Consider the following 22,106-nt stretch of genomic DNA (forward strand, 5'->3'; position numbering starts at 1 on the left):
TCGCTCCCACAGGGAATTGTTTCAGTAATCGAGGGCAGTGGGTTTCAAGTACATCCCTTCCTGCGTCATCGCAATCCGGAACTTCAACACATCCCCGGCCTTGAGCGTGATGTTCTGCGATCCCGGGGCGAGCATGCCCGGGTTGCAACCCGGTGCCTGGCCCGGCAGCAGTTTGAGGCGCAGGGACACATCGCCCGGCGGCAGGTTGAACGAGGTGCTTTGTTCCTGGAACAGCCGCGCCGACAGTTGGTCTTGGATGTACACGCCGATCTCGCAGGAGGTCGCGACTTCGAGGCGCTCGCGGGAAATGATCAGTACGCCATAGTCTTCCCCGGCGGCTTGAACCGAAGGTGTCGCGGCAAATAGGCTGAGGAAGCCAAACAGGCTGAGAGCTGACCAGCGCATGGCTGAATCTCCTGAAGTCGAGTCATTGATGCACGCAGCTTGGCCGAGCGCGACGCCGATTGCCAGCCCGGCAGACTTCTGCAGAACTTGACCTTGCCATGGTGGCAAGCTCAAGACTGCTCGCAACCTCATAAAAGGAGCCACACCATGCAAGTGTTCAACGTTCAAGGCATGTCCTGCGGTCACTGCGTCAAAGCCATTACCCAGGCGCTGTTAGCCAAGGATCCTGCGGCCGGCGTGCGGGTCGACCTGGCGGCCAAAGAAGTCGGCGTGGAAAGCGCGCTGACGACCGAACAAGTGATCGCAGCGATCAGCGAAGAAGGCTACGAAGCCAAACCCGCCTGAATGACGGGCGCAATTCCCTGTGGGAGCGGGCTTGCTCGCGAAAGCGGTGTGTCAGACAACATTGACGGCGACTGACACTCCGCATTCGCGAGCAAGCCCGCTCCCACATTTGGTTTTGCATTCATCCAGGGGGATTTTAATAGTTAGCGAGCTATCGGAATGTTCAAGGCGTCGATGCACGGCTAGACTGTCGGGCTGCCGACCCATGCCCAACTGGATGCCTGATGAACTTCCGTACCATTTTGATTCTTGGCGCCCTGAGCGCTTTCGGCCCGCTGGCGATCGATTTCTATCTGCCGGCGTTCCCGGCGATGGCACTCGCGTTCGGCACCGATGAGAAACATGTCCAGCTGACGCTGGCCGCGTACTTCCTTGGCTTGTCCCTTGGTCAGCTGGCATACGGACCGGTGGCGGATCGGTTCGGGCGACGGATTCCCTTGTTGACGGGGGTCGGATTGTTCACCGCTGCCTCCCTGGCCTGCGCGTTTGCGCCGAACCTGGAATGGTTGATCGGTGCGCGATTCATTCAGGCCCTAGGTGGTTGCGCCGGGATGGTGATCGCCCGTGCGGTGGTCAGTGACAAGTGCGATGCGGTGGGTTCGGCGAAAGTCTTTTCGCAGCTGATGCTGGTGATGGGCCTGGCACCGATTCTCGCGCCCATGCTGGGCGGACTGCTGGTCAACACCACGGGCTGGCAGTCGATCTTCCTGGTGCTGACCGGATTCAGTGCGCTGGCAGGGTTGGCCGTGGCGATCGGTTTGCCGGAAAGCCTGCCGGCCCACGTACCGCGTCAACCGTTGTCGGGGGCGTTGCGTCAGTACGGTCGGCTGTTGTCGGATCCGGTCTACCTCGGCCACGCCTTGACTGGCGGTATCGCCATTGCCGGGATGTTTGCCTACATCGCCGGTTCGCCGTTCGTCTTCATCAAACTCTACGGGGTCCCGGCCGAGCATTTCGGCTGGCTGTTCGGGACCAATGCGGCGGGTTTCATTCTGGTGGCGCAGGTCAATGCTCGACTGCTGGCCAAGCGTGGCCCGGCATTCCTGCTGGTGCGTACCGTGTGGATTTACCTGGGGGCGGGCCTGACGCTGCTCGCCGTCAGTGCGCTGCACACCGAACAGTTATGGCCGCTGCTGATTCCGCTGTTTATCTGCATCGCCAGCCTCGGTTGCATCCTCCCCAACGCCTCGGCCTGCGCCATGAACGGGCAGGGCGCCCGCGCCGGCAGTGCGTCGGCGATGCTCGGGTGCCTGCAATTCAGCGTTGCCGCCGGAGCGGCAGCATTGGTGGGTGTTTTACACGATGGCAGCGCCGTGCCGATGGCCATGGTCATCAGCCTGTGCGGGATTCTGGTGGTGAGCGCGGCGATGCTCACCCGGCGTTTGCAAAATGCCCGGGCATTGGCGCAAGCCCAGGTCTGAGGACGGACTCAGCCAGCGGCGCGCTGCTGGCGATCGGGAAATTGATGGGGTGCGAGCAATCGCGCTTCAAGGGTCTTGGTGAAGGCGATCGCTTCAGCTTCGCTGCGGAACGTTACAGCGTGTTGGTCCAGACGGACCTGCCACTGGGATTTAGCCACTTCTTTTATCAGGATCTTCATTGCTGACCTCCTTGCGTAAAAGATTGCATCGCAGAGGTTTCGATTGTAGACCCGAATACGATCGCAATTGTGACAAGGGTCAACTCTCGGACTGACGGTGTCGCCCAAATGGGCGACACCTGTATCAATCTGTTTCAGAACCCTTCGAGCACAATCTTGCCCTTGGACTTGCCGCTTTCTAGCAGCTCATGGGCGCGACGCAGATTGGCCGCGTTGATGGTCCCGAAGTGCTCGCCGACTGTGGTTTTCAGCGTACCGTCATCGATCAGCCCGGCCACGCGGTTGAGCAGTTTGTGCTGCTCGATCATGTCCGCCGTTTCGAACAGCGAGCGGGTGTACATGAATTCCCAGTGCAGCGACAGGCTCTTGCGCTTGAGCTTGGTCACGTCCAGCGCTTTCGGATCATCGATCAGCGCCAGTTTGCCTTGCGGGGCCAACGCTTCGACCAGTTGATCCAGGTGATGATCGGTCTGGGTCAGGCTGGCGACGTGGGTCACATGGTCTACGCCGGCGCGCTTGAGTTCTTCACTCAACGGCTGGCTGTGATCGATCACCAGATCGGCACCCAGTTCGCGTACCCAGCTCTGGGTTTGCGCACGGGAAGCGGTGCCGATGACCTTTAGCCCGGTGAGTTGGCTGGCCAGTTGCGTGAGGATCGACCCCACACCGCCCGCCGCGCCGACGATCAGCAGGCTCTGTCCTTCATCGGTTTTACCTTCGCGCACTTGCAGGCGTTCGAAGAGCAACTCCCAGGCGGTGATGGCGGTCAGCGGCAGCGCGGCGGCTTCGGCGAAACCGAGGGTTTTCGGCATATGGCCGACGATGCGTTCGTCCACCACGTGCAATTCGCTGTTGCCCCCCGCGCGGGCGATGGAACCGGCGTAAAACACCTTGTCGCCCGCCTTGAACAGCGTGACTTCGCTGCCGACAGCCTTGACCACACCGGCCACGTCCCACCCCAGCACTTTCGCCGCGCCGCCTTCAGGCTGGACGTTCTGGCGGACCTTGGTGTCGACCGGGTTCACCGAGATGGCTCTGACTTCCACCAACAGGTCACGAGGGCCGGCAACCGGTTCTGGCAGTTCGATGTCTTGCAGGGAATGGGCGTCGCTGATCGGCAGCGAGGCGTAGTAGGCGATGGCTTTCATGTAGAGATCCTGAGCAGTAATAGAAGAAGGGATCAAGCCACGGTGCGCAGGCGCTTGAGGTCGAAGTGCTCGAGAAAGTCGCCGGCCTTGGCGCGGAAGTGCTGGACATGGGGGCTGGCGTCATGGGCTTGCAGGGCTTCGTCGCTGCTCCAGTGTTCAATCATGTAGAACGCCAGTGGATTGGCCAGGTCCTGATGCAAATCGTATTGGCCGCAACCGGCTTCGGCGCGAGTCGGTTCCACCAGCGCGCGCAGGTGCTGTTCGAGGGCGTCTTGCTGGCCGGGTTTGGCAATGAGGGTGGCAATGGCGGTGAAAGGCTGGGACATGGTCGACTCCAGAAGCGGGGTGATTTCGATGGGACAGATGATTGGCTATTTCTCTGCAAGATAAAACCCGCTAAAAGAGCAGTCTCTTTCAATTTTTTTTTGATAATCGGGGCTGAAAATGCTGCGTTTCGATGACTTGCAGTTGTTCGTCCGGGCTGCGGACCTGGGGAGTCTGTCGGCGGCGGCGCGGGTGATGGACATGTCGGCGGCGGTGGCCAGTGCGGCGTTGAAGCGCATTGAACAGCAACTTGGCGCGCGTTTGCTGGCGCGTTCCACCCGCAGTTTGCGTCTGACCGCCGAAGGCGAGGGTTTTCTGGAATATGCCCGGGCTGCCCTGAGTAATCTCGATGAAGGTCGCCGTTTGCTGGCCAGCGGTCAGGATCAGGTCAGCGGGATTCTGCAGTTGTCGGCACCGTCGGACTTTGGCCGCAACCTGTTGCTGCCATGGCTCGACGAGTTTCAGCGCGAACACCCCAAACTGACCGTGCGCCTATTGCTGGGCGACCGCATCGCCGACCTGTTCCGCCAACCGGTGGACATTGCCCTGCGTTACGGCGAGCCGGAAGACTCAAACCTGGTGGCACTGCCCATCGCAGCGCAAAACCGTCGCGTGCTCTGCGCTGCACCGAGTTATCTGGCCAGGCATGGTGAGCCGCGGCATCTGGAACAACTGGCGCAGCACAATTGTTTGTTGTTCATGCTCGGCAGCCGGGTTCATGACCACTGGAGTTTCCACGACGGCAAACGCGAAGTCGGGCTGACCGTCAGCGGCGATCGCTTCAGTGACGACGCCGATGTCGTGCGGCTGTGGGCAGTGGCGGGGGCCGGTATTGCTTACAAGTCCTGGCTCGATGTCGCCGCCGATGTGCTCGCCGGCCGATTGAAAGTGCTGATGCCAGAGTTGCTCTGTGAGCGCGCACCGCTGAATTTGCTGTGCGCCCATCGCGCACAATTGAGTAAGCCGGTGAACCTTTTACGGGAAATGCTTGCCAGCCGATGCGCTCATTTAGGCAGTCAATTTCCGACGATATCGGGCATCGATCATTAGTCGCAGGCAAATAGCGAAATTTCTGTCAGGAACTATCACCACCCACGCTTTCCCAAGGGCAGGAACCGGCGGTTAACCCGCTTATACTAGCGCCCGCCTCATGTACGCACCGTCGATCCGCGATGGCGATGGCCTCACGGTCATCATCCGACCTTCGCCACACCTGCGAAGCAATGGCATGGGTGAGTAGGGGCTTTGCCCGGCTTATGGCGGTTTCCGCGTCTTGGCCGACGACACATTACTGGTCAAGATGTCTCTGAGCAGCAGACGAAACGATTCAACAGGGAGTGAATACATGGAACATGCACCTTGCATCAGCCAGATCGCCACATTGCTGGCTGACCCCAAGCGCAGCGCAATGATGTGGGCCTTGATGGATGGCTCGGCGCGGCAGACCGAAGAGCTGGCGCTATTGGCCGGCCTGTCACCGTCTTCGGCCAGTGCACACCTGGGGCGTTTGTCCGCCGGAGGTCTGTTGAAAGTCGAAATCCGTGGGCGCAAACGCTTTTTCCGCCTGGCCGCACCTGAAGTGGGCGCGGCAATCGAAGCACTGGCCAGCGCAACACTGGCCAGCACCCCGCAGCCCGTCCCGGACGTTTTCAAACGCACCAGCCCCATCGCCAAACCTCAGGCGGCGCCTTCGTCGTTGTTGCGGGCCCGACTGTGCGACGACCATTTGGGAGGCACCCTGGCCGCCGATCTTTACCAGCGGTTGCTGGATGCCGGCTGGATCGAGCAGTTCGAACAGCGCGTCATGATCACCCACAAGGGGTCCACACAACTGGCCTCGCGCGGGGTGTACATCCAGGCCCTGGCCCATCGCAACAGCAAAGTCGCCTGCGCGTGTCCCGACTGGAGCGAAAGACGCCCGCACATGGGCGGTTCGCTGGGCGCTGCGTTGTTGCAGCTGTTCATGCAATCCGGCTGGTTGAGCCTGCCCAACGATTCGCGCGCCTTGCAGATCACGGCCGCGGGGCAGCGGGAAATCCATCGATTCGCCAAGGAAACCGAGCTGGAAATGGCGCTTTAGAGGCGTTTGATTTACTAAATCGCTAGCCGGCTGAACACAGAACCTGTGGGAGCGAGCCTGCTCGCGATGGCGGTGTGTCAGTTAATATCTAAGTCAACTGACAGACTGCAATCGCGAGCAGGTCGCTCCCACAGTGGTTCTTCGCTAAGGCTTATGGTTTTACCAACCGCGCATCCAGGCTGTTTTGCGCCAAACGCCTGGCCTGATCCTGGGTCATGCCCAAATCGGTGTACAGCGCATGGAAGTTCTCGGTCACATACCCGCCAAAGTACGCCGGGTCATCCGAGTTCACGGTCACTTTCACGCCACGCTCGAGCATGTCGAGGATGTTGTGCTGGGACATGTGGTCGAACACCCGGAGCTTGGTGTTGGACAGCGGGCACACGGTCAACGGGATCTGCTCGTCGATGATCCGCTGCATCAGGCGCTCGTCTTCGATGGCGCGCACACCATGGTCGATGCGCTGGATTTTCAGCAGGTCGATGGCTTCCCAGATGTACTCGGGCGGGCCTTCTTCACCGGCGTGGGCGACGGTCAGGAAGCCTTCGTGACGGGCACGATCAAACACGCGCTGGAACTTGCTCGGCGGGTGACCCATCTCCGAACTGTCCAGGCCCACGGCCACAAACGCTTCGCGAAACGGCAGCGCCTGGTCGAGGGTTTTCTGCGCTTCGTCTTCACTCAGGTGACGCAGGAAGCTCAGGATCAAACCGCTGGTGATGCCCAGTTGCCGCTCGCCATCCTTGAGCGCCGCCGCGATGCCGTTGAGCACCACTTCGAACGGTACGCCACGGTCGGTGTGGGTCTGCGGGTCGAAGAACGGTTCTGTGTGAATCACGTTCTGCGCCTTGCAACGCAACAGGTAGGCCCAGGTCAGGTCGTAGAAATCCTGCGAGGTGCGCAGCACGTCGGCGCCCTGGTAATACAGGTCGAGAAACTCTTGCAGGTTGTTGAAGGCATACGCCTTGCGCAGGGTTTCGACATCGCTCCACGGCAGGGCGATCTTGTTGCGTTCGGCCAGGGCGAACAGCAACTCGGGCTCCAGCGAACCCTCCAGGTGCAAGTGCAGTTCTGCCTTGGGCAGGGCGTTCAGCCAGTCGTACATAGTCTTTTCTCATCAGGTGCAGATGGCGAGCATTCTACAGATGCCCGTAGAAACAATTAGCAAAACCTGACCAGCCGGTTCATCACACCGCTTCCGGTTCCCGTCGATAGGCGTAGGTCTCGGCAAAGCGCGAGAGCAGGAATTCGGCGCAGGTGGTAACCGGGTATTTCGCCGGGTGCACGTCATCCTGACAACCGGGCAGGCATTCGATGCGTGTGTCGGGGTGCGGCTCGGCAAAGAACGGCATCGAGTAGCGGTCCACGCCCAATGGGCTGATCACTCGGTGCGGCGTCGACAGGTAACGATCGTTGCTCCAGCGCGCCATCATGTCGCCGAGGTTGACCACGAACGTGCCTTCGATCGGCGGCGCGTCGATCCACTCGCCTTTGACGTTGCGCACTTGCAGGCCACCGGCGGCGTCCTGATACAGCAGGGTGATGCAGCCGTAATCGGTGTGGGCGCCGGCGCCTTGTTGCTCCTCGGAGCTGGCAGTATGGCGCGGTGGGTAATGAATCATTCGCAGCACGCTGACCGGCTCATGGAAGCGTGTGTCGAAGAAGTCGCGCTCGATGTTCAGCGCCATGGTCATGGCACGCAACAGCGTTTGGGCGAGTGCCTGCATGTCGACGTAGTGTTGCTCCATCAAGGCTTCCCAACCGGGCATCGAGGGATGACGGTTGGGGCCGCGCAGCGGTTTTTCCGTCAACACTTCAGGGTGATCGGCCGGAAGGTGCAGGCCCATGTCGAAGGTTTCTTTCAGGTCGCTGGGTTTGCTCGGGTCCAGTTGCTCGGTGGCAATGGCGCCGTAGCCGCGATGGTGGCGGGTCTGGGTGATGTCGATCTTGAGCTTTTCGGCGGTGGGCAAGGCGAAGAAGCGTTGGGCGTGGTCGAGTACGGCGGCGATGCGTTGCGCGGAAATTGGGTGTCCCTTGATGTAGAAGAAACCCCACTCGCGGCAGGCGTGGTCGATTTGGCTGGCGACGGATTGCCAGGCGGTTTGGTCATCGCTGTAGAGCGGGGCGATGTCGATGATCGGAAGTTGGTTCATGCGCAGTCCTTAAGAACGCTGAAAATCCATTGTGGGAGCGGGCTTGCTCGCGAAGGGGCCAGCACATTCAACATCTCTGTTGACTGACCCACCGCCTTCGCGAGCAAGCCCGCTCCCACAGGGATTTGTGTTTGGCTCGGGAATTACTTGGGAATGTCGGCTTTCATGCCTTCAACGTAGTAGTTCATCGATGCCAGCTCCGCATTGCTCGCCGTCGCGCCCGCCGCGATTTTCTCGGTGCCGGCCTGGTCCTTGATCGGCCCGGTGAACGGGTGGAAGGCGCCGCTTTTGATGTCCGCAATGATCTGTTCTGCTTCGGTTTTCACCGCCGCCGGCACAAGGTCACTGATCGGCAGCTCAACCGTGCCTTCCTTCAACCCGCCCCAGTAATCCTGCGATTTCCAGGTGTGGTCGAGCACGCTTTGGGTCGCTTGAATGTAATGCGGGCCCCAGTCGTTGACGATCGACGTGAGCACCGCTTTCGGCCCGAAGTGCGCCATGTCCGAAGCGTAGCCGACGGCATACACGCCGCGACGTTCGGCCGCCTGAATCGGCGCCGGGCTGTCGGTGTGTTGGAACACCACATCGACGCCTTGGTCGATCAGCGCGTTGGCGGCGTCGGCTTCCTTGCCCGGATCGAACCACGAGTTGACCCACACCACCTTGATCTCGGTACCGGGGTTGTACTTGTTCAGGGCCAGTTGAATGGCGTTGATGTCGCGGATCACTTCCGGGATCGGGAAAGACGCGACGTAGCCAATCTTCTTGGTCTTGGTCATCTTCGCCGCGAGGAAACCGCCGACGTAGCGACCTTCATACGTGCGCGCCAGGTAGGTGCCGAGGTTCTTGTCCTGCTTGTAGCCGGTGGCGTGTTCGAAGGTCACTTTGGGAAACTGTTTGGCGACTTTCAGGGTCGGGTTCATGTAGCCGAACGACGTGGTGAAGATCAGGTCGTACTTGTCCTTGGCCATGTTGCGGATCACCCGCTCGGCATCGGCCCCTTCGGCGACGTTCTCCACATAGTTGGTGGTGATCTGATTGCCGAACTTTTCGGCCAGCGCCTTGCGCCCCTGTTCATGCTGATACGTCCAGCCGTGGTCACCGATCGGGCCGATATAGACGAAGCCGACTTTCAGCGGGTCGGCAGCGCTGGCGGTCAGGCTCGCGCTCAGACCGATAGCCGCGGCAACGGCGCAAAGCAGCTTCTTCAACGGACGTTTGTGCATGAATTCGAACTCCATGTTGTTGTGAGGTTGGCAGGGGCAATGCAAATTGCTGACCAACAGGACAACAAAAACGCCGAAACCGTGTAATGGCCTTCGCGGGCAAGCCTCGCTCCTACAAGCGACGCCAACCTGTAGGAACGAGGCTTACCCGCGAAGAGGCCCACAAGGCCAATAAAAGTGCACGTGCCAAACCTGCTGCCATCCACTGGTGCGCTAAGGTGTAACGAAACGTTAGCGCCGCCCCGCAGTCAGTAGCTCATCACTCTGTTTGCTCCACTCGGCAAAAAAGGCCCGCAATGCTCACACTCCTCAAGCAAGAAAAGTTTCTGCTGCTGGCCGTGATTGCCGCCGTCGTTGCTTATCCGATGGAACACTGGATGCTGCACAGCGGCCAGCCCATCGCGCTGACCGCTGGCCTGGTGCTGATTGCCTTCATCGTCGCCGCCTCCATGCGCGTCGCCCATCACGCCGAACTGCTCGCCGAAAAAGTCGGCGACCCTTACGGCACGATGATCCTGACCCTGGCCGCGGTGCTGGTGGAAGTGGTGATCCTGGCGATCATGATGAGTAACGAAGCCTCGCCAACCCTGGTGCGCGACACGATTTATTCGGCGGTGATGCTCGACATCAACGGCATCCTCGGCCTGGCCGCGTTGATGGGCGGGATCAAGCACGGCGAACAGTCGTACAACGATGACTCGGCCCGCAGTTACAGCGTGATGATCCTCACCGCCATGGGCGTGTCCATGGTGGTGCCGGAGTTCATCCCCGAGGCCAACTGGAAGATTTATTCGGCGTTCACCATCGGCGCGATGATCGTGCTCTACACCCTGTTCCTGCGTATGCAGGTCGGGCCGCACAGTTATTTCTTCAGCTACAGCTACCCGGAAAAACGCCGCAGGAAAGTCCCGGAAGAGGAACCTGAGCCAGTCAATCTGGCGCTGAGTATCGGCACGTTGGTGTTCGGCGTTGTGGTGATCGGCGCCTTGGCCGAAGTGATGTCCAAGACCCTCGACCTGGGCCTGGAAGGCACGGGAGCACCGCCGGTGATTACGGCGATTCTGGTGGCGGCGATTTCCGCCGCGCCGGAGATTCTGACGGCATTGCGCGCGGCTTTGGCCAATCGCATGCAATCGGTGGTCAACATCGCCATGGGGGCGTCACTGTCGACGGTGATCCTGACGGTGCCGGTGATGGAAGCGATGGCGCTCTACACCGGCCAGCCGTTCCAGATGGCGATGACCCCGGTGCAGACGGTGATGATCTTCCTCACCCTGATCGTCAGCGCGATCAACCTCAACGACGGCGAAACCAATGCCATCGAAGGCATGACGCATTTTGTGTTGTTTGCGACGTTCATCATGTTGTCGCTGCTGGGGCTTTGAAACACCACATACCACTGTGGGAGCGGGCTTGCTCGCGAAGAGGGGAGTGTCATTCAACATTGATGTCGACTGGCACTCCCTCTTCGCGAGCAAGCCCGCTCCCACATTAGATCGTGCTCGTCTTACGCGCCGGCGATTAGCTGCCGAGCCGCCTGGCTGTGATCAGCAATCAATCCCTTCAGATCCAGGCCCTCGACCTGCCCATCAATCACTCGCCACTTGCCACCGATCATCACCCGGTCCGCACGATCCGCACCACACAGCAGCAACGCCGACACCGGATCATGACTGCCGGAGAAGCGCAGCTCATCGAGTTTGAACAGCGCCATATCCGCCTGCTTGCCCACCGCCAGCTCACCGATGTCGGTCCGGCCCAGCAAACTGGCCGAGCCCTTGGTTGCCCAACCCAGAACCAATTCCGGGGTGATCTTCTCCGCGCCATAACGCAGCCGCTGAATGTAAAGCGCCTGACGGGTTTCGAGCATCATGTTCGAGGCATCGTTGGACGCTGATCCATCCACCCCCAGACCCAGCAACGCGCCAGCAGCGGTCAGGTCCAGGGTCGGGCAAATGCCGGAGGCCAGGCGCATGTTCGAGCTCGGGCAATGGCAAACCCCCGTGCCCGCGGCGCCGAGGCGGGCGATTTCGTCCGGGTTGAAGTGGATGCCGTGGGCCAGCCAGGTACGTGGACCGAGCCAGCCGACGCTGTCCAGATAATCCACTGTGCGCAAGCCGAAGCGTTGCAGGCAGAAGTCTTCTTCGTCGAGGGTTTCCGCCAGGTGCGTGTGCAGGCGCACGTCGAGTGTGTTCGCGAGCTCGGCGCTGGCGGACATGATTTGCGGCGTCACCGAGAACGGCGAGCACGGTGCCAAAGCGATCTGGATTTGCGCACCATCGCCACGCTGGTGGTACTCGGCGATCAAGCGCTGGCTGTCCGCGAGGATCACTTCGCCTTCCTGGACAGTCTGCTGCGGTGGCAGGCCGCCGTCCTTTTCCCCCAGGCTCATGGAGCCGCGCGTCAGCATGGCGCGCATGCCCAGTTCGCGGACGCTCTCGACTTGCACGTCGATCGCGTTTTCCAGGCCTTCCGGGAACAGGTAGTGGTGATCGGCGGCGGTGGTGCAGCCGGACAGCAGCAACTCAGCCAACGCAACTTTCGTGGCGAGGGCGAGTTTTTCAGGGGTGAGGCGTGCCCAGACCGGGTAGAGGGTTTTCAGCCACGGGAACAACGGCTGATTGACCACCGGCGCCCAGGCGCGGGTCAGGGTCTGATAGAAGTGGTGATGGGTGTTGATCAGCCCCGGCAGGATCACATGCTCGCGGGCATCGAAAACGTGTCCACAGGGCGCGGACGGTTGCTGGCCAGCGGCGAGCACTTCAACGATCACGCCGTCTTGCACAACCAGGCCGCCACGGGCATCGAGGTCATTGGCAGTAAAGATGGCGAGGGGGTTTTTTAACCAGGTACGGGTCGCAGGCATGTTGGCCGGCTCCTCTGAAAGTGGGGTTCAGGTTAGCCAGCTCAGTGATTACCCTGTCTGCTGATCCAGGGTCGCCGCTAGGGCGAGGTGCGGAGTTTCGAACATAACCGCCTGGCCGGCAAGCCCTGCCCGACCAGACGACGCAAACCTTATGTGGAATGACATCCAAGGAGCGAGCCTGCTCGCGATGGTGGGTCAGCTGCATGGGTGTCGACTGACACTCCATCGCGAGCAGGCTCGCTCCCACAGGGGGAGGGTGGTGTTTACCAGGGAATGGTTTCACCCCGGTAATTCACGAAGTGATGCCCACCCTTGCCGACATAAGCATTCACCTGATCAACCAACCCACGCGTACTGGTTTCCACGTCGATATCGGCACCTTCACCGCCCATGTCGGTCTTCACCCAGCCCGGGTGCAACGACAACACCGTGAGTTTCTGCTCGCCTAGTTGAGTGACGAAGCTGTTGGTCATGGAATTCAGCGCCGCTTTACTGGCCTTGTACAACGCCAGCTCCGGCGCGTCCGGCATGGTCACGCTACCCAGCACCGAACTCATGAACGCCAGAACGCCGGTCTCCGGGCGAATCTGCCCGGCAAAACGTTGTGCCAGGTTGATCGGCGCCACGGCGTTGGTGAAGAACAATTGGCCGACCTCGGCGAACGTCGCGCCGCCCGGCGTCTGAACGTCCGGCCCCTTGACCCCGGCATTCACGAACAGCAAATCAAACACTTCACCCTTGAGCTGTTGGCTCAGGGCGATGACCGCCTGCTGATCGTCCATATCGAGTTTCTCGATCCGTACCTTGCCCAGCGCTTGCAGCGCCTCGGCGTTCTTCGGATTGCGCACGGTAGCGGTGACTTGCCAGCCGTCGGCCAACAGGGTTTTCACCAGGCCGAGGCCCAGGCCTCGGGAGGCACCGATGATGAGGGCGGTTTTTGCCTTGGACATGAGTGGCTTCCTTGATAAATGAGGATCATGGATTCAGTGGACACCGCTGACCGAGCCGTTGTTGCAACTCGTGGCGCAATGCACCGAGTTCGTCCATACGGGTTTCAATCAGCTTGAGTTTGTCTTGCAGCAACTGCGTGACGGCGCTGTCAGGATCCGGCGATTGCCAGATCGTGGCGACGCTGTTGCCGATCTCGCCGAGGGTAAAGCCCAACCGCTGAGCCGTCTTGATGTACAGCACCAGTTGCACCATGTCTGGCGGATAGTCGCGATAGCCGTTGGCACTGCGTTGTGCGGCGATCAGTCCGCGCTGCTCGTAGAAACGCAGCGTGTCGCGGCTGACGGCGCTGGCCTGGGCTAATTCACCGATGCGCATCATGACGTCTCGAGAGGGGCTTGACCTTGGAGCATACTCCAGGCTTTAGCCTTGTTGCTCCCTGAATGTATGGAGCAAGGCCGATGTGGACTTCAACGCAATATCGCCGGTTGGTGCGGGGCAGCGCCTGGTATGACTTGATCGTGACGGCAGCGTTTATCACGCCGTGGAGTTTTACCGCGTTGCAGGGGGTGTTGTTGAGTGTGAGCCAGGCTTTCGATTTACCTGGAGAGTTGCCGCCGTTCGAGCCGATGCACATGTTGATGGCCAATCTGTTGGGGTCGATTGTCTGCGTGTGGGCGGTGCTGCGGATTCGTGATCCGCAGCAGATTTTTGGTCGGTATGACGCGGTGGGGCGGTTTCTGTTTTCGGCTTGGCAGCTTTATGCCTTGCTCCATGGTGCCAGTTCGCTGTTGGTGATTTTTCTGGTCTTTGAGTTGGCGTGGGGCGTGGTTCAGGTGTTGCCTGTCCGGCAGCCTTCGCGGGCAAGCCTCGCTCCTACATGTCCAGTGCCGGTTTCACGAATTGCGCAAAACCCGTAGGAGCGAGGCTTGCCCGCGAAGAGGCCGGTCGGGTCAACCTTAATGCCCCGCCCGCCACGGCTGCCCCAACGACACCGGCGCATACAACCGTGTGCGCACCGCATCCCGCGACAGCAGCACCAACACCACGATGGTCGCGACATACGGCAACATCGCCAGCAGACTCGACGGTATCGCCAGCCCCAACCCCTGCGCCACCAGGTGCAGGATGCTGGCGAGCCCGAACAGATACGCGCCCAACAGCAAGCGCCACACTCGCCAACTGGCAAACACCACCAGCGCCAAGGCAATCCAGCCACGGCCGGCGCTCATGTTTTCCGCCCACATCGGCGTATAGGCCAGGGACAAATAGGCACCGGACAAACCCGCCATCGCCCCGCCGAACAACACCGCCAAGGTGCGCACGCCGAGCACCGGCAAGCCCATGGCACTGGCCGCATCTGGATTTTCGCCGACCGCTTGAATGATCAAGCCCACACGACTTTTCAAAATCACCCACGCCACCAGCGCAAACAACGCGAACGACAGATACACCAGCAAATCCTGGGCAAACAGCATTCGCCCGATCAAAGGTATTTCACTCAGGTAAGGAATCGCCACCGGCTCAAAACCGGCCAGCGGTTTACCGACCCACGCCGTGCCGACAAACGTCGACAGGCCCACGCCGAAAATCGTCAGCGCCAATCCAGTGGCCACCTGATTGGCGTTGAACACCAATGCCACCAGCGCAAACAGCGACGACAACAGCATCCCGGCGAGCATCGCCAGCAACACGCCGAGCCACAGGTTGCCGCTGTTCAGGGCGACGATAAAACCGATCACCGCGCCAAACAGCATCATGCCTTCCTGGCCCAGATTCAGGACGCCGCTTTTCTCACAGATCAATTCGCCCAGCGCCACCAACAGCAACGGCGTGCCGCAACGGACCATGGCGTAGAAAATATTGCTCAGCAGATCGATATCCATCACAGCGCTCCTGCGTGTACGGCGGTGGCTTGCGCGCGACGAGTCCAGCGCAGGTGCAAACGCGGTCGGTAGAGAATCAGCACGTCACTGGCCAACAGGAAAAACAGCATCATTCCCTGGAACAACTGGGTGATGGCTTGCGGCAGGTTCATGCTCATCTGCGCGCTCTCGCCACCGATGTACAGCAACGCCATCAGTAGGCTGGAAAACAGAATGCCGATAGGGTTGAGCCGCCCGAGAAACGCCACCGTGATCGCGGCATAGCCATAACCCGGCGAAACCTGCGGCACCAGTTGGCCAATCGGCCCGGTGACTTCACATACCCCGGCCAGCCCCGCCAATCCGCCGCTGATCAACAGCGCCAGCCAGATCAGCCGCTTCTCGCGAAACCCGACGAAGCTCGCCGCGCGCTTGTCCAGCCCGAGCACTTTGATCTGGAAGCCGACAAAGCTTTTTTGCAGCAAAACCCAGACGGCCACCAATGCGAGCAGGGCGAAATACACTCCGGCGTGAACCCGGCCGTCCTCCATCAACAGCGGCAAACGACTGGCATCGCCGAACATCGCCGACTCCGGAAAGTTGAACCCGGCCGGGTCCTTCAACGGCCCATGCACGCAGAACAGCAGTAGGTTCAGTGCGATGTAATTGAGCATGATGCTGGTGAGGATTTCGTTGGCATTGAAACGCGTGCGCAACCATGCCGTCAGCCCGCCCCACGCGGCACCGGCAAAAGTGCCGACGAGCAGGATCAGCACCAGCGCCCAGCGACTTTGCATATCGATGATGTTCACCGCCAGTGCACTGCCGGCCAGGGCGCCGAGCAGCAACTGACCTTCGGCGCCGATGTTCCAGATCCGCGCCTGATACGCCACGGCCAGCCCCAGCGCGCACAGCAGAATCGGCAAGGCTTTGACCAATAGTTCGGAGACACCATACAAGTCGCTGACCGGCGCAATCAGCAGGGTGTGCAGTGTGAGCAGCGGATCATGGCCCAGCGCAATAAACAGCAGCGAGCCGCAGCCCAATGTCAGGGCCGCGGCCAGCAACGGCGAGCACCACAGCATCAGGCGCGATTGCTGGCCACGGGGTTCGAGAGAAAGCAGCATGTGAAACTCCGTTAAACCGTTGCGGATGCGAGTGAGTGTGGGGCGTCGAACTGGCCGGCCATCCAGCCGCCGACGTCGATCAGGCGCGTGTCGACCGTGGCTCTGAGTGGCGACAGGCGTCCGCTGCACAAGGCACCGAGCCGGTCGCTGATCTGGAACAGTTCGTCGAGGTCTTCGCTGATCACCAGGATCGCCGCGCCGGCATCGCGCAAGGCAATCAACGCACGGTGAATGGTCGCGGCGGCGCCGACGTCCACGCCCCAGGTCGGGTGCGCGGCCACCAGCAATTTCGGTTGCTGGAGGATTTCCCGGCCGAGGATGAATTTCTGCAAATTGCCGCCGGACAAACTGCGAGCCGGCGCTTGGGTACCGGGTGTTTTCACGCCAAAGCGGCGGATGATTTCTTGCGCCAACGCCTCGACCTTGGCGCGCTGAATCAGGCCGTTGCTGACCAGCCCTTGTTGAAACGCGGTGAGCAGGGCGTTATCAGCGAGGCTCAGTTCGGGCACCGCGCCGTGACCCAGACGCTCGGCGGGAATAAACGCGAGGCCAAGGTGGCGTCGAGCATCGGGCCGCAAATCGGCGACCGGCTGCCCACCGAAACGGATCGTCCCGTTGTCGTTTCGGCTCAACCGTTCTTCGCCGCTGAGCAGGGCCAGCAATTCATCCTGACCATTGCCTGCCACGCCGGCGATACCGACGATTTCGCCGCTGCGCACTTCTAGGTCGATGTCCGTCAGGGAGCAGCCGAACGGGTCTGGGTTGTGCCACGACAATCTGCTCACATTCAAAAACGGGTCACCGCCGATCACCTTCGGATAATCGGTGATCAGCTCGGCGGCTCCCCCCACCATCAACCTCGCCAATTGCTGATCCGAACACTCGGCCGGCACGCAATGACCGGCCACCCTACCGCCGCGCAGCACCGTTGCGCTGTGGCATAACGCGCGCACCTCGCCGAGCTTGTGGCTGATGAACAGAATGCTGCAACCCTCGGCGGCGAGTCGGCGCAGGGTGATGAAGAGGTCGTCGGCCTCGTGCGGTGTGAGCACGGAAGTCGGTTCATCGAGAATTAGCAGGCGAATGTCCTGCATCAGGCAGCGAACGATTTCCACCCGTTGCCGCTCGCCGATCGACAGGCTGTGGACCAGTCGCTCCGGTTCGAGTGCCATGCCGTAGCGCCGGGAGACTTCACGAATCTTTGGCTCAAGCTGCTTCGGCGTGCCGGCCGCCGCGCCCATCGCCAATGCAATGTTCTGCGCCACACTGAGGGTTTCGAACAGCGAGAAATGCTGGAACACCATGCCTATTCCCAGTCCGCGAGCCTGTGCCGGATTGCGCATGCTCACGTGCTGGCCTTGCCAGATCATTTCCCCGGAATCGGCATGGGTGACGCCGTAGATGATTTTCATCAACGTACTTTTGCCCGCGCCGTTTTCGCCGAGCAGGGCGTGGATTTCGCCGGGAGCAATGTTCAGGTCGATGGCGTCGTTGGCCAGGCAGCCGGGGTAACGTTTGCTGATTCTGCGCAGTTGCAGGCGAGGCGCTTGATCGGGGATCGGCACGGGGTTGGGCATGACAGGCTCGGGTCGCTAGAAGTTATGCCTGTGGATAAAGCAATTTCCTGGCCATTGAGTCAGGAAAACTGAAAATCCTTGCTGGCAAAGGTATTCAGGGCGAGTCCCCACCAGTTTTTTTGCCTAGTCAGGCACCACTTGAGGGCAAAGTGCTTGATCAGGCTCTGATTTTGCTCGCCGGGTACTGGTCAAAAAACGAGCAGCACGCCGCAACCTATGCCGGATATAGGGCAGAGCCAGCCATGAACGGGTTATCCACAGGTTGTTCCACAGTATTTGTGCGCAAGCCGAAAGCACGGGCATAAGTACTGTGCGGCTATCTTCTAAAGGTGATAACCGGCGCTAACTGTTTGTTTTTCCGTGGGATTAGTGGTTTGTGTGGAAAATTGGACGAAAAATGAACAAAGCCCGCAAAGCCGCATGACAGAAGGGTTACAGCAGGATGTGCTCAGGTTATCCACAGCCGGGTGCACAGCAGATGTGGGCAAGTGAACAGGCTCGATGAAAGGGCAGTGAGCGGTGTTGGTGCGATCAGTGCTGCAACACAATGCGCCCGCGACTCAGGTCTGCGAGCTGAGTTTGCAGGGTCGTGATTTGCTCTTTACCGATCGCCAATTGCAATTCCACGCCATTGGCGGTGAAGGTTTCTTCCACCACCAAACCGCCAGATTCCGCGACGCGCAGTTTCACCAGCGCCAACTCACCAAATGCACAGGCACAGCTCACCGGCATCCGGCTGATCAGCTCGACTTTCGCGGCACCTTGCAGGCACTTGTTCGCGCCACCGCCATAGGCCCGGGCGAGGCCGCCGGTGCCCAATTGAATGCCGCCATACCAACGAATCACCAGCACCGCGACCTGATCGCAATCCTGCGCTTCGATGGCCGCCAGAATCGGTCGTCCTGCGGTGCCGCCCGGTTCACCATCGTCATTGCTGCGGTATTGGTCGCCGAGCTTCCAGGCCCAGCAGTTGTGCGAGGCATTCAAGTCGCTGTGCTGATCGATGAACACCTGGGCTTCAGCTGGGCTTGCGATCGGCGCGGCGAAGGTGATGAAGCGGCTTTTGCGAATCTCTTCGCGGTATTCGCAAAAACCGCTGAGGGTAAAAGGCATAAGTGTCTTAGATAGCTGGCGTGAGGCCGCAGCCTTTTAGGATGATGCGGATCAGGTTGTTGCCGGCGTCTTCCATGTCCTGTTTGGTCAGCTTGGTACGGCCGCTGACACGGCAGATCTGGGTGGCGAAGTCGGCGTAATGCTGGGTGCTGCCCCACAGCAGGAAGATCAGGTTCACCGGGTCGACCGGATCCATCTTGCCGGCGTCGATCCACGCCTGGAACACCGCCGCCCGCCCCTGGAACCAGGCGCGATAGTCCTGATTGAAATACTCGGTCAGGCATTCACCGCCACTGATCACTTCCATGGCGAAGATCCGCGAGGCTTGCGGCTGGCGACGGGAGAATTCCATTTTGGCACGGATGTATCGCGTCAGCGCTTCGGCCGGATCGTCCTCGGCAGTCAAGGTGTTGAAGGTGCTGTCCCACAACTGAAGGATGTTGCTCAACACCGCCACGTACAAACCGAGTTTGTTGGTGAAGTAATAATGCAGGTTCGCCTTGGGCAGCCCGGCATTCAGGGCGATGGTGTTCATGCTGGTGCCTTTGAATCCGTGACGGGCGAACTCGTCTTCGGCGGCTTTGATGATGGTCTCTTCGTTCTTCTGACGAATGCGGCTGGCGGGTTTGCCGCCGTGAGCGGGGACTTCAAAGGTCATAGGCACTTCCAAACAAGTGGATGGGTGTAGCCACTGCGTTGATAGCGCACCCACAAGCTTCAGACAAGTCCTGACGCAATAAAACCTGAACACCACAATTCCTGTAGGAGCAGAGCTTGCTTGCGAAAGCGGCATGTCAGTCGACATTGATATAGCTGACACGCCGCCTTCGCGAGCAAGCTTCGCTCCTACAGGTTTCCACCACTTTCAACGTGTCGCCGCGAGGCTCTCCAGAAAACTTTCCAGAACCAAATGTGGGCGCCGGCCCTTGCGCGTGACCGACGCGAGGCTCAGGTCATAAAAGCGCGCCTTGGGTTTCAGCGCACGCAATCGGCCTTGCTGCACCCAGAGGCTGGCGTAGTGGTCCGGCAGGTAGCCGATGTAGCGCCCGGTGAGGATCAGGAACGCCATGCCTTCGCGGTCCGAGGCACTGGCGGTGCAATTGAGCGCCTGATAATGCGCCTGGATTTCCGCCGGCAAACGGAAGGTCGGTGCGATGGCGTCCTGACTGTTGAGGCGCTCGTCGTCCAGTTGCTTGTCGTCGACGTAAAACAAGGGGTGGCCGACCGCGCAATACAGCAGCGAGCGTTCGCTATAAAGCGGCTGATATTCCAGCCCCGACAGTGCACTGGCCTGCGGCACCACGCCGACATGCAAGCGACCGTCGAGCACGCCTTGTTCGACTTCGTTGGGCGCGATCATGCGGATCTGAATCTGCACGTCCGGCCCGCGTTCCTTCAGTTGTGCCAGGGCATGGGTGATGCGCATGTGGGGCAGGGTGACGAGGTTGTCGGTCAGGCCGATGGTCAATTCACCACGCAAGTGCTGGTGCAGACCGTTGACCTCGGTGCGGAAACTTTCCAGTGCACTTAATAGCTGCAACGCCGATTGGTACACCTCGCGACCTTCTTCGGTCAGGGAAAACCCGGCGCGACCGCGTTGGCATAGACGAAGGCCGAGGCGCTGTTCCAGATCGCTCATTTGCTGGCTGATGGCCGAGCGACCGATGCCCAATACCGACTCCGCCGCAGAAAAGCCGCCGCATTCCACCACACTGCGGAAAATGCGCAGCAGGCGGATATCAAAGTCGCTGACTTGTGCGAGTGGATCGGGGCGGCGAATGCTCATGCGCAAATAGCTCAAAGTTTAGTGTTTGACAGACTGAACGTTAGAAGAGTTGGATTTCACCGACTTTATCCTCGTGGCAACTTAGCTGCAAGAACGCTTTTGATCTCTATGCCGCTTATTGCCCTGCGAGGTTTTGCCCATGAACTTGCCCGAAAACGCCCAGTCTCCTTTGGCCAGCCAGCTCAAGCTCGATGCCCACTGGATGCCCTACACCGCCAACCGCAATTTCCAGCGCGATCCGCGACTGATCGTTGCAGCGCAGGGCAGCTGGCTGACGGACGACAAGGGTCGCAAGGTCTACGATTCGCTGTCGGGTCTCTGGACCTGTGGCGCCGGGCACACTCGCAAGGAGATCCAGGAAGCGGTCGCCAAGCAGTTGGGCACCCTGGATTACTCGCCAGGCTTCCAGTACGGCCATCCGTTGTCGTTTCAACTGGCCGAAAAAATCACCGACTTGACGCCGGGCAATCTGAATCACGTGTTCTTCACCGATTCGGGTTCCGAGTGTGCTGACACGGCGGTGAAGATGGTGCGTGCTTACTGGCGCCTGAAAGGCCAGGCGACCAAGACCAAAATGATCGGCCGTGCCCGTGGCTATCACGGCGTGAACATCGCCGGCACTAGCCTCGGTGGCGTGAACGGCAACCGCAAAATGTTCGGTCAGGCGATGATGGACGTCGATCACCTGCCGCACACGTTGCTGGCGAGCAATGCGTATTCCCGTGGCATGCCGACGGAGGGCGGTATCGCTCTGGCGGATGAACTGCTCAAACTGATCGAGCTGCATGATGCTTCGAACATCGCTGCGGTATTCGTCGAGCCAATGGCCGGTTCCGCTGGTGTGCTGGTTCCGCCACAGGGCTACCTGAAGCGTCTGCGCGAAATCTGCGATCAACACAACATCCTGTTGGTGTTCGACGAAGTGATCACCGGTTTCGGCCGTACCGGTTCCATGTTCGGTGCCGACAGCTTCGGCGTGACCCCGGACCTGATGTGCATCGCCAAGCAAGTCACCAACGGCGCGATCCCGATGGGCGCGGTGATTGCCAGCTCCGAGATCTACCAGACCTTCATGAACCAGGCGACGCCAGAGTACGCGGTGGAATTCCCGCACGGTTACACCTACTCCGCGCATCCGGTGGCTTGCGCCGCGGGTCTGGCCGCACTCGATCTGCTGCAAAAGGAAAACCTGGTGCAGAGCGTGGCTGAAGTCGCGCCGCATTTCGAAAATGCGCTGCACGGCCTGAAGGGCTCGAAAAACATTATCGACATTCGTAACTACGGTCTGGCCGGCGCGATCCAGATCGCGCCACGTGACGGCGATGCCATTGTGCGTCCGTTCGAAGCCGGCATGGCGCTTTGGAAAGCCGGGTTCTACGTGCGCTTTGGCGGTGACACCCTGCAATTCGGCCCAACCTTCAATAGCAAGCCGCAAGACCTTGATCGTCTGTTCGACGCGGTCGGCGAAGTGCTGAACAAAATCGACTGATATTCCCCTCTATATAGAGGCGCCCTTCGAAGGGCGCCCGTGGACAACTTTTCA

At 60.3% G+C, this 22,106-nt stretch carries 23 protein-coding genes; 7 read left to right on the top strand and 16 right to left on the bottom strand.

From position 1 onward, the window contains the following. Positions 1 to 21 precede the first annotated feature (21 nt). Positions 22 to 405: a hypothetical protein gene (locus ACA051_RS03380; protein WP_497373501.1), complete on the bottom strand. Its 384-nt coding sequence runs from the start codon at positions 403 to 405 to the stop codon at positions 22 to 24. 147 nt (positions 406 to 552) lie between these two features. Here ACA051_RS03380 and ACA051_RS03385 point away from each other — a divergent pair, with 147 nt between their 5' ends. Together ACA051_RS03385 and ACA051_RS03390 are read left to right on the top strand one after the other, a co-directional pair. Beyond that, the gene (locus ACA051_RS03385) at positions 553 to 750 is read left to right on the top strand and encodes a heavy-metal-associated domain-containing protein (protein ID WP_497373503.1); all 198 of its coding nucleotides are present in this window, start codon (positions 553 to 555) and stop codon (positions 748 to 750) included. 224 nt (positions 751 to 974) lie between these two features. Beyond that, positions 975 to 2,171, top strand: a complete 1,197-nt coding sequence (locus ACA051_RS03390; protein ID WP_219093820.1) for a multidrug effflux MFS transporter — start codon at positions 975 to 977, stop codon at positions 2,169 to 2,171. An 8-nt stretch (positions 2,172 to 2,179) separates the two neighbouring features. Here the strand turns inward: ACA051_RS03390 and ACA051_RS03395 are convergent, their stop codons facing one another. The 3 genes from ACA051_RS03395 to ACA051_RS03405 all read right to left on the bottom strand — a co-directional run bounded on the left by ACA051_RS03395 (position 2,180) and on the right by ACA051_RS03405 (position 3,824). Then, positions 2,180 to 2,350 (bottom strand): hypothetical protein, encoded by a 171-nt coding sequence (locus tag ACA051_RS03395; protein ID WP_497373505.1) that lies wholly within the window; start codon positions 2,348 to 2,350, stop codon positions 2,180 to 2,182. 134 nt (positions 2,351 to 2,484) lie between these two features. Then, positions 2,485 to 3,498 (bottom strand): zinc-binding alcohol dehydrogenase family protein, encoded by a 1,014-nt coding sequence (locus ACA051_RS03400; RefSeq protein ID WP_497307652.1) that lies wholly within the window; start codon positions 3,496 to 3,498, stop codon positions 2,485 to 2,487. 32 nt (positions 3,499 to 3,530) lie between these two features. Further along, positions 3,531 to 3,824 carry a putative quinol monooxygenase gene (locus ACA051_RS03405; RefSeq protein ID WP_497307653.1) on the bottom strand — a complete coding sequence of 98 codons (294 nt, stop codon included), beginning with the start codon at positions 3,822 to 3,824 and terminating at the stop codon, positions 3,531 to 3,533. A gap of 118 nt (positions 3,825 to 3,942) precedes the next feature. On the opposite strand from ACA051_RS03405, the gene vimR reads away from it, so the two are divergent. Together vimR and ACA051_RS03415 are read left to right on the top strand one after the other, a co-directional pair. Next, positions 3,943 to 4,872 carry a transcription regulator VimR gene (gene vimR, locus ACA051_RS03410; protein WP_497307655.1) on the top strand — a complete coding sequence of 310 codons (930 nt, stop codon included), beginning with the start codon at positions 3,943 to 3,945 and terminating at the stop codon, positions 4,870 to 4,872. Positions 4,873 to 5,167: 295 nt separating this feature from the next. Next, positions 5,168 to 5,902 carry an ArsR/SmtB family transcription factor gene (locus tag ACA051_RS03415; RefSeq protein WP_403108578.1) on the top strand — a complete coding sequence of 245 codons (735 nt, stop codon included), beginning with the start codon at positions 5,168 to 5,170 and terminating at the stop codon, positions 5,900 to 5,902. A 151-nt stretch (positions 5,903 to 6,053) separates the two neighbouring features. Here the strand turns inward: ACA051_RS03415 and ACA051_RS03420 are convergent, their stop codons facing one another. From ACA051_RS03420 to ACA051_RS03430, 3 genes are all read right to left on the bottom strand, one after another. After that, positions 6,054 to 7,007 carry an adenosine deaminase gene (locus tag ACA051_RS03420; RefSeq protein ID WP_497373507.1) on the bottom strand — a complete coding sequence of 318 codons (954 nt, stop codon included), beginning with the start codon at positions 7,005 to 7,007 and terminating at the stop codon, positions 6,054 to 6,056. A gap of 82 nt (positions 7,008 to 7,089) precedes the next feature. Next, positions 7,090 to 8,055 carry a 2-oxoglutarate and iron-dependent oxygenase domain-containing protein gene (locus tag ACA051_RS03425; protein ID WP_497373509.1) on the bottom strand — a complete coding sequence of 322 codons (966 nt, stop codon included), beginning with the start codon at positions 8,053 to 8,055 and terminating at the stop codon, positions 7,090 to 7,092. Between the two features lie 143 nt (positions 8,056 to 8,198). Further along, positions 8,199 to 9,281 (bottom strand): BMP family ABC transporter substrate-binding protein, encoded by a 1,083-nt coding sequence (locus ACA051_RS03430; RefSeq protein WP_497270462.1) that lies wholly within the window; start codon positions 9,279 to 9,281, stop codon positions 8,199 to 8,201. 296 nt (positions 9,282 to 9,577) lie between these two features. Between ACA051_RS03430 and ACA051_RS03435 the strand changes: the two genes are divergently transcribed. Next, complete coding sequence (locus ACA051_RS03435) at positions 9,578 to 10,666, top strand: calcium:cation antiporter (RefSeq protein ID WP_497307664.1); 1,089 nt, start codon at positions 9,578 to 9,580, stop codon at positions 10,664 to 10,666. Between the two features lie 122 nt (positions 10,667 to 10,788). Here the strand turns inward: ACA051_RS03435 and ACA051_RS03440 are convergent, their stop codons facing one another. The 3 genes from ACA051_RS03440 to ACA051_RS03450 all read right to left on the bottom strand — a co-directional run bounded on the left by ACA051_RS03440 (position 10,789) and on the right by ACA051_RS03450 (position 13,473). Next, on the bottom strand, positions 10,789 to 12,147 hold the full coding sequence (locus tag ACA051_RS03440) for an 8-oxoguanine deaminase (protein ID WP_497373511.1): 1,359 nt from the start codon (positions 12,145 to 12,147) through the stop codon (positions 10,789 to 10,791). 263 nt (positions 12,148 to 12,410) lie between these two features. Beyond that, positions 12,411 to 13,097: an SDR family oxidoreductase gene (locus ACA051_RS03445; RefSeq protein WP_497307667.1), complete on the bottom strand. Its 687-nt coding sequence runs from the start codon at positions 13,095 to 13,097 to the stop codon at positions 12,411 to 12,413. A 25-nt stretch (positions 13,098 to 13,122) separates the two neighbouring features. After that, complete coding sequence (locus ACA051_RS03450) at positions 13,123 to 13,473, bottom strand: MerR family transcriptional regulator (protein WP_497310532.1); 351 nt, start codon at positions 13,471 to 13,473, stop codon at positions 13,123 to 13,125. Between the two features lie 83 nt (positions 13,474 to 13,556). Here ACA051_RS03450 and ACA051_RS03455 point away from each other — a divergent pair, with 83 nt between their 5' ends. Continuing rightward, positions 13,557 to 14,015, top strand: a complete 459-nt coding sequence (locus tag ACA051_RS03455) for a hypothetical protein (protein WP_497307669.1) — start codon at positions 13,557 to 13,559, stop codon at positions 14,013 to 14,015. Between the two features lie 39 nt (positions 14,016 to 14,054). On the opposite strand, the gene ACA051_RS03460 is transcribed toward ACA051_RS03455, so the two are convergent. The 6 genes from ACA051_RS03460 to ACA051_RS03485 all read right to left on the bottom strand — a co-directional run bounded on the left by ACA051_RS03460 (position 14,055) and on the right by ACA051_RS03485 (position 20,563). After that, positions 14,055 to 14,981, bottom strand: a complete 927-nt coding sequence (locus ACA051_RS03460) for an ABC transporter permease (protein ID WP_497373513.1) — start codon at positions 14,979 to 14,981, stop codon at positions 14,055 to 14,057. After that, positions 14,981 to 16,087 (bottom strand): ABC transporter permease, encoded by a 1,107-nt coding sequence (locus ACA051_RS03465; protein WP_497307673.1) that lies wholly within the window; start codon positions 16,085 to 16,087, stop codon positions 14,981 to 14,983. Before ACA051_RS03465 ends, ACA051_RS03460 begins: the two co-directional genes overlap by 1 nt. A gap of 11 nt (positions 16,088 to 16,098) precedes the next feature. Then, on the bottom strand, positions 16,099 to 17,664 hold the full coding sequence (locus tag ACA051_RS03470; RefSeq protein ID WP_497373515.1) for an ABC transporter ATP-binding protein: 1,566 nt from the start codon (positions 17,662 to 17,664) through the stop codon (positions 16,099 to 16,101). Between the two features lie 531 nt (positions 17,665 to 18,195). Next, positions 18,196 to 18,777, bottom strand: coding sequence for an IMPACT family protein (locus tag ACA051_RS03475; RefSeq protein WP_497307677.1), 582 nt, complete (start codon positions 18,775 to 18,777; stop codon positions 18,196 to 18,198). 7 nt (positions 18,778 to 18,784) lie between these two features. After that, positions 18,785 to 19,435: a TetR/AcrR family transcriptional regulator gene (locus tag ACA051_RS03480; protein WP_109627829.1), complete on the bottom strand. Its 651-nt coding sequence runs from the start codon at positions 19,433 to 19,435 to the stop codon at positions 18,785 to 18,787. A gap of 207 nt (positions 19,436 to 19,642) precedes the next feature. Continuing rightward, entirely contained in the window at positions 19,643 to 20,563 is a 921-nt protein-coding gene (locus ACA051_RS03485; RefSeq protein ID WP_084319101.1) for a LysR family transcriptional regulator, read from the bottom strand. A gap of 139 nt (positions 20,564 to 20,702) precedes the next feature. Here ACA051_RS03485 and aptA point away from each other — a divergent pair, with 139 nt between their 5' ends. Then, a complete protein-coding gene (aptA, locus tag ACA051_RS03490) occupies positions 20,703 to 22,052 on the top strand; it encodes an omega-aminotransferase AptA (RefSeq protein ID WP_497307679.1) in 1,350 nt (449 codons plus the stop codon). Positions 22,053 to 22,106 lie beyond the last annotated feature (54 nt).

It is taken from the genome of Pseudomonas sp. LBUM1669, assembly GCF_059695705.1.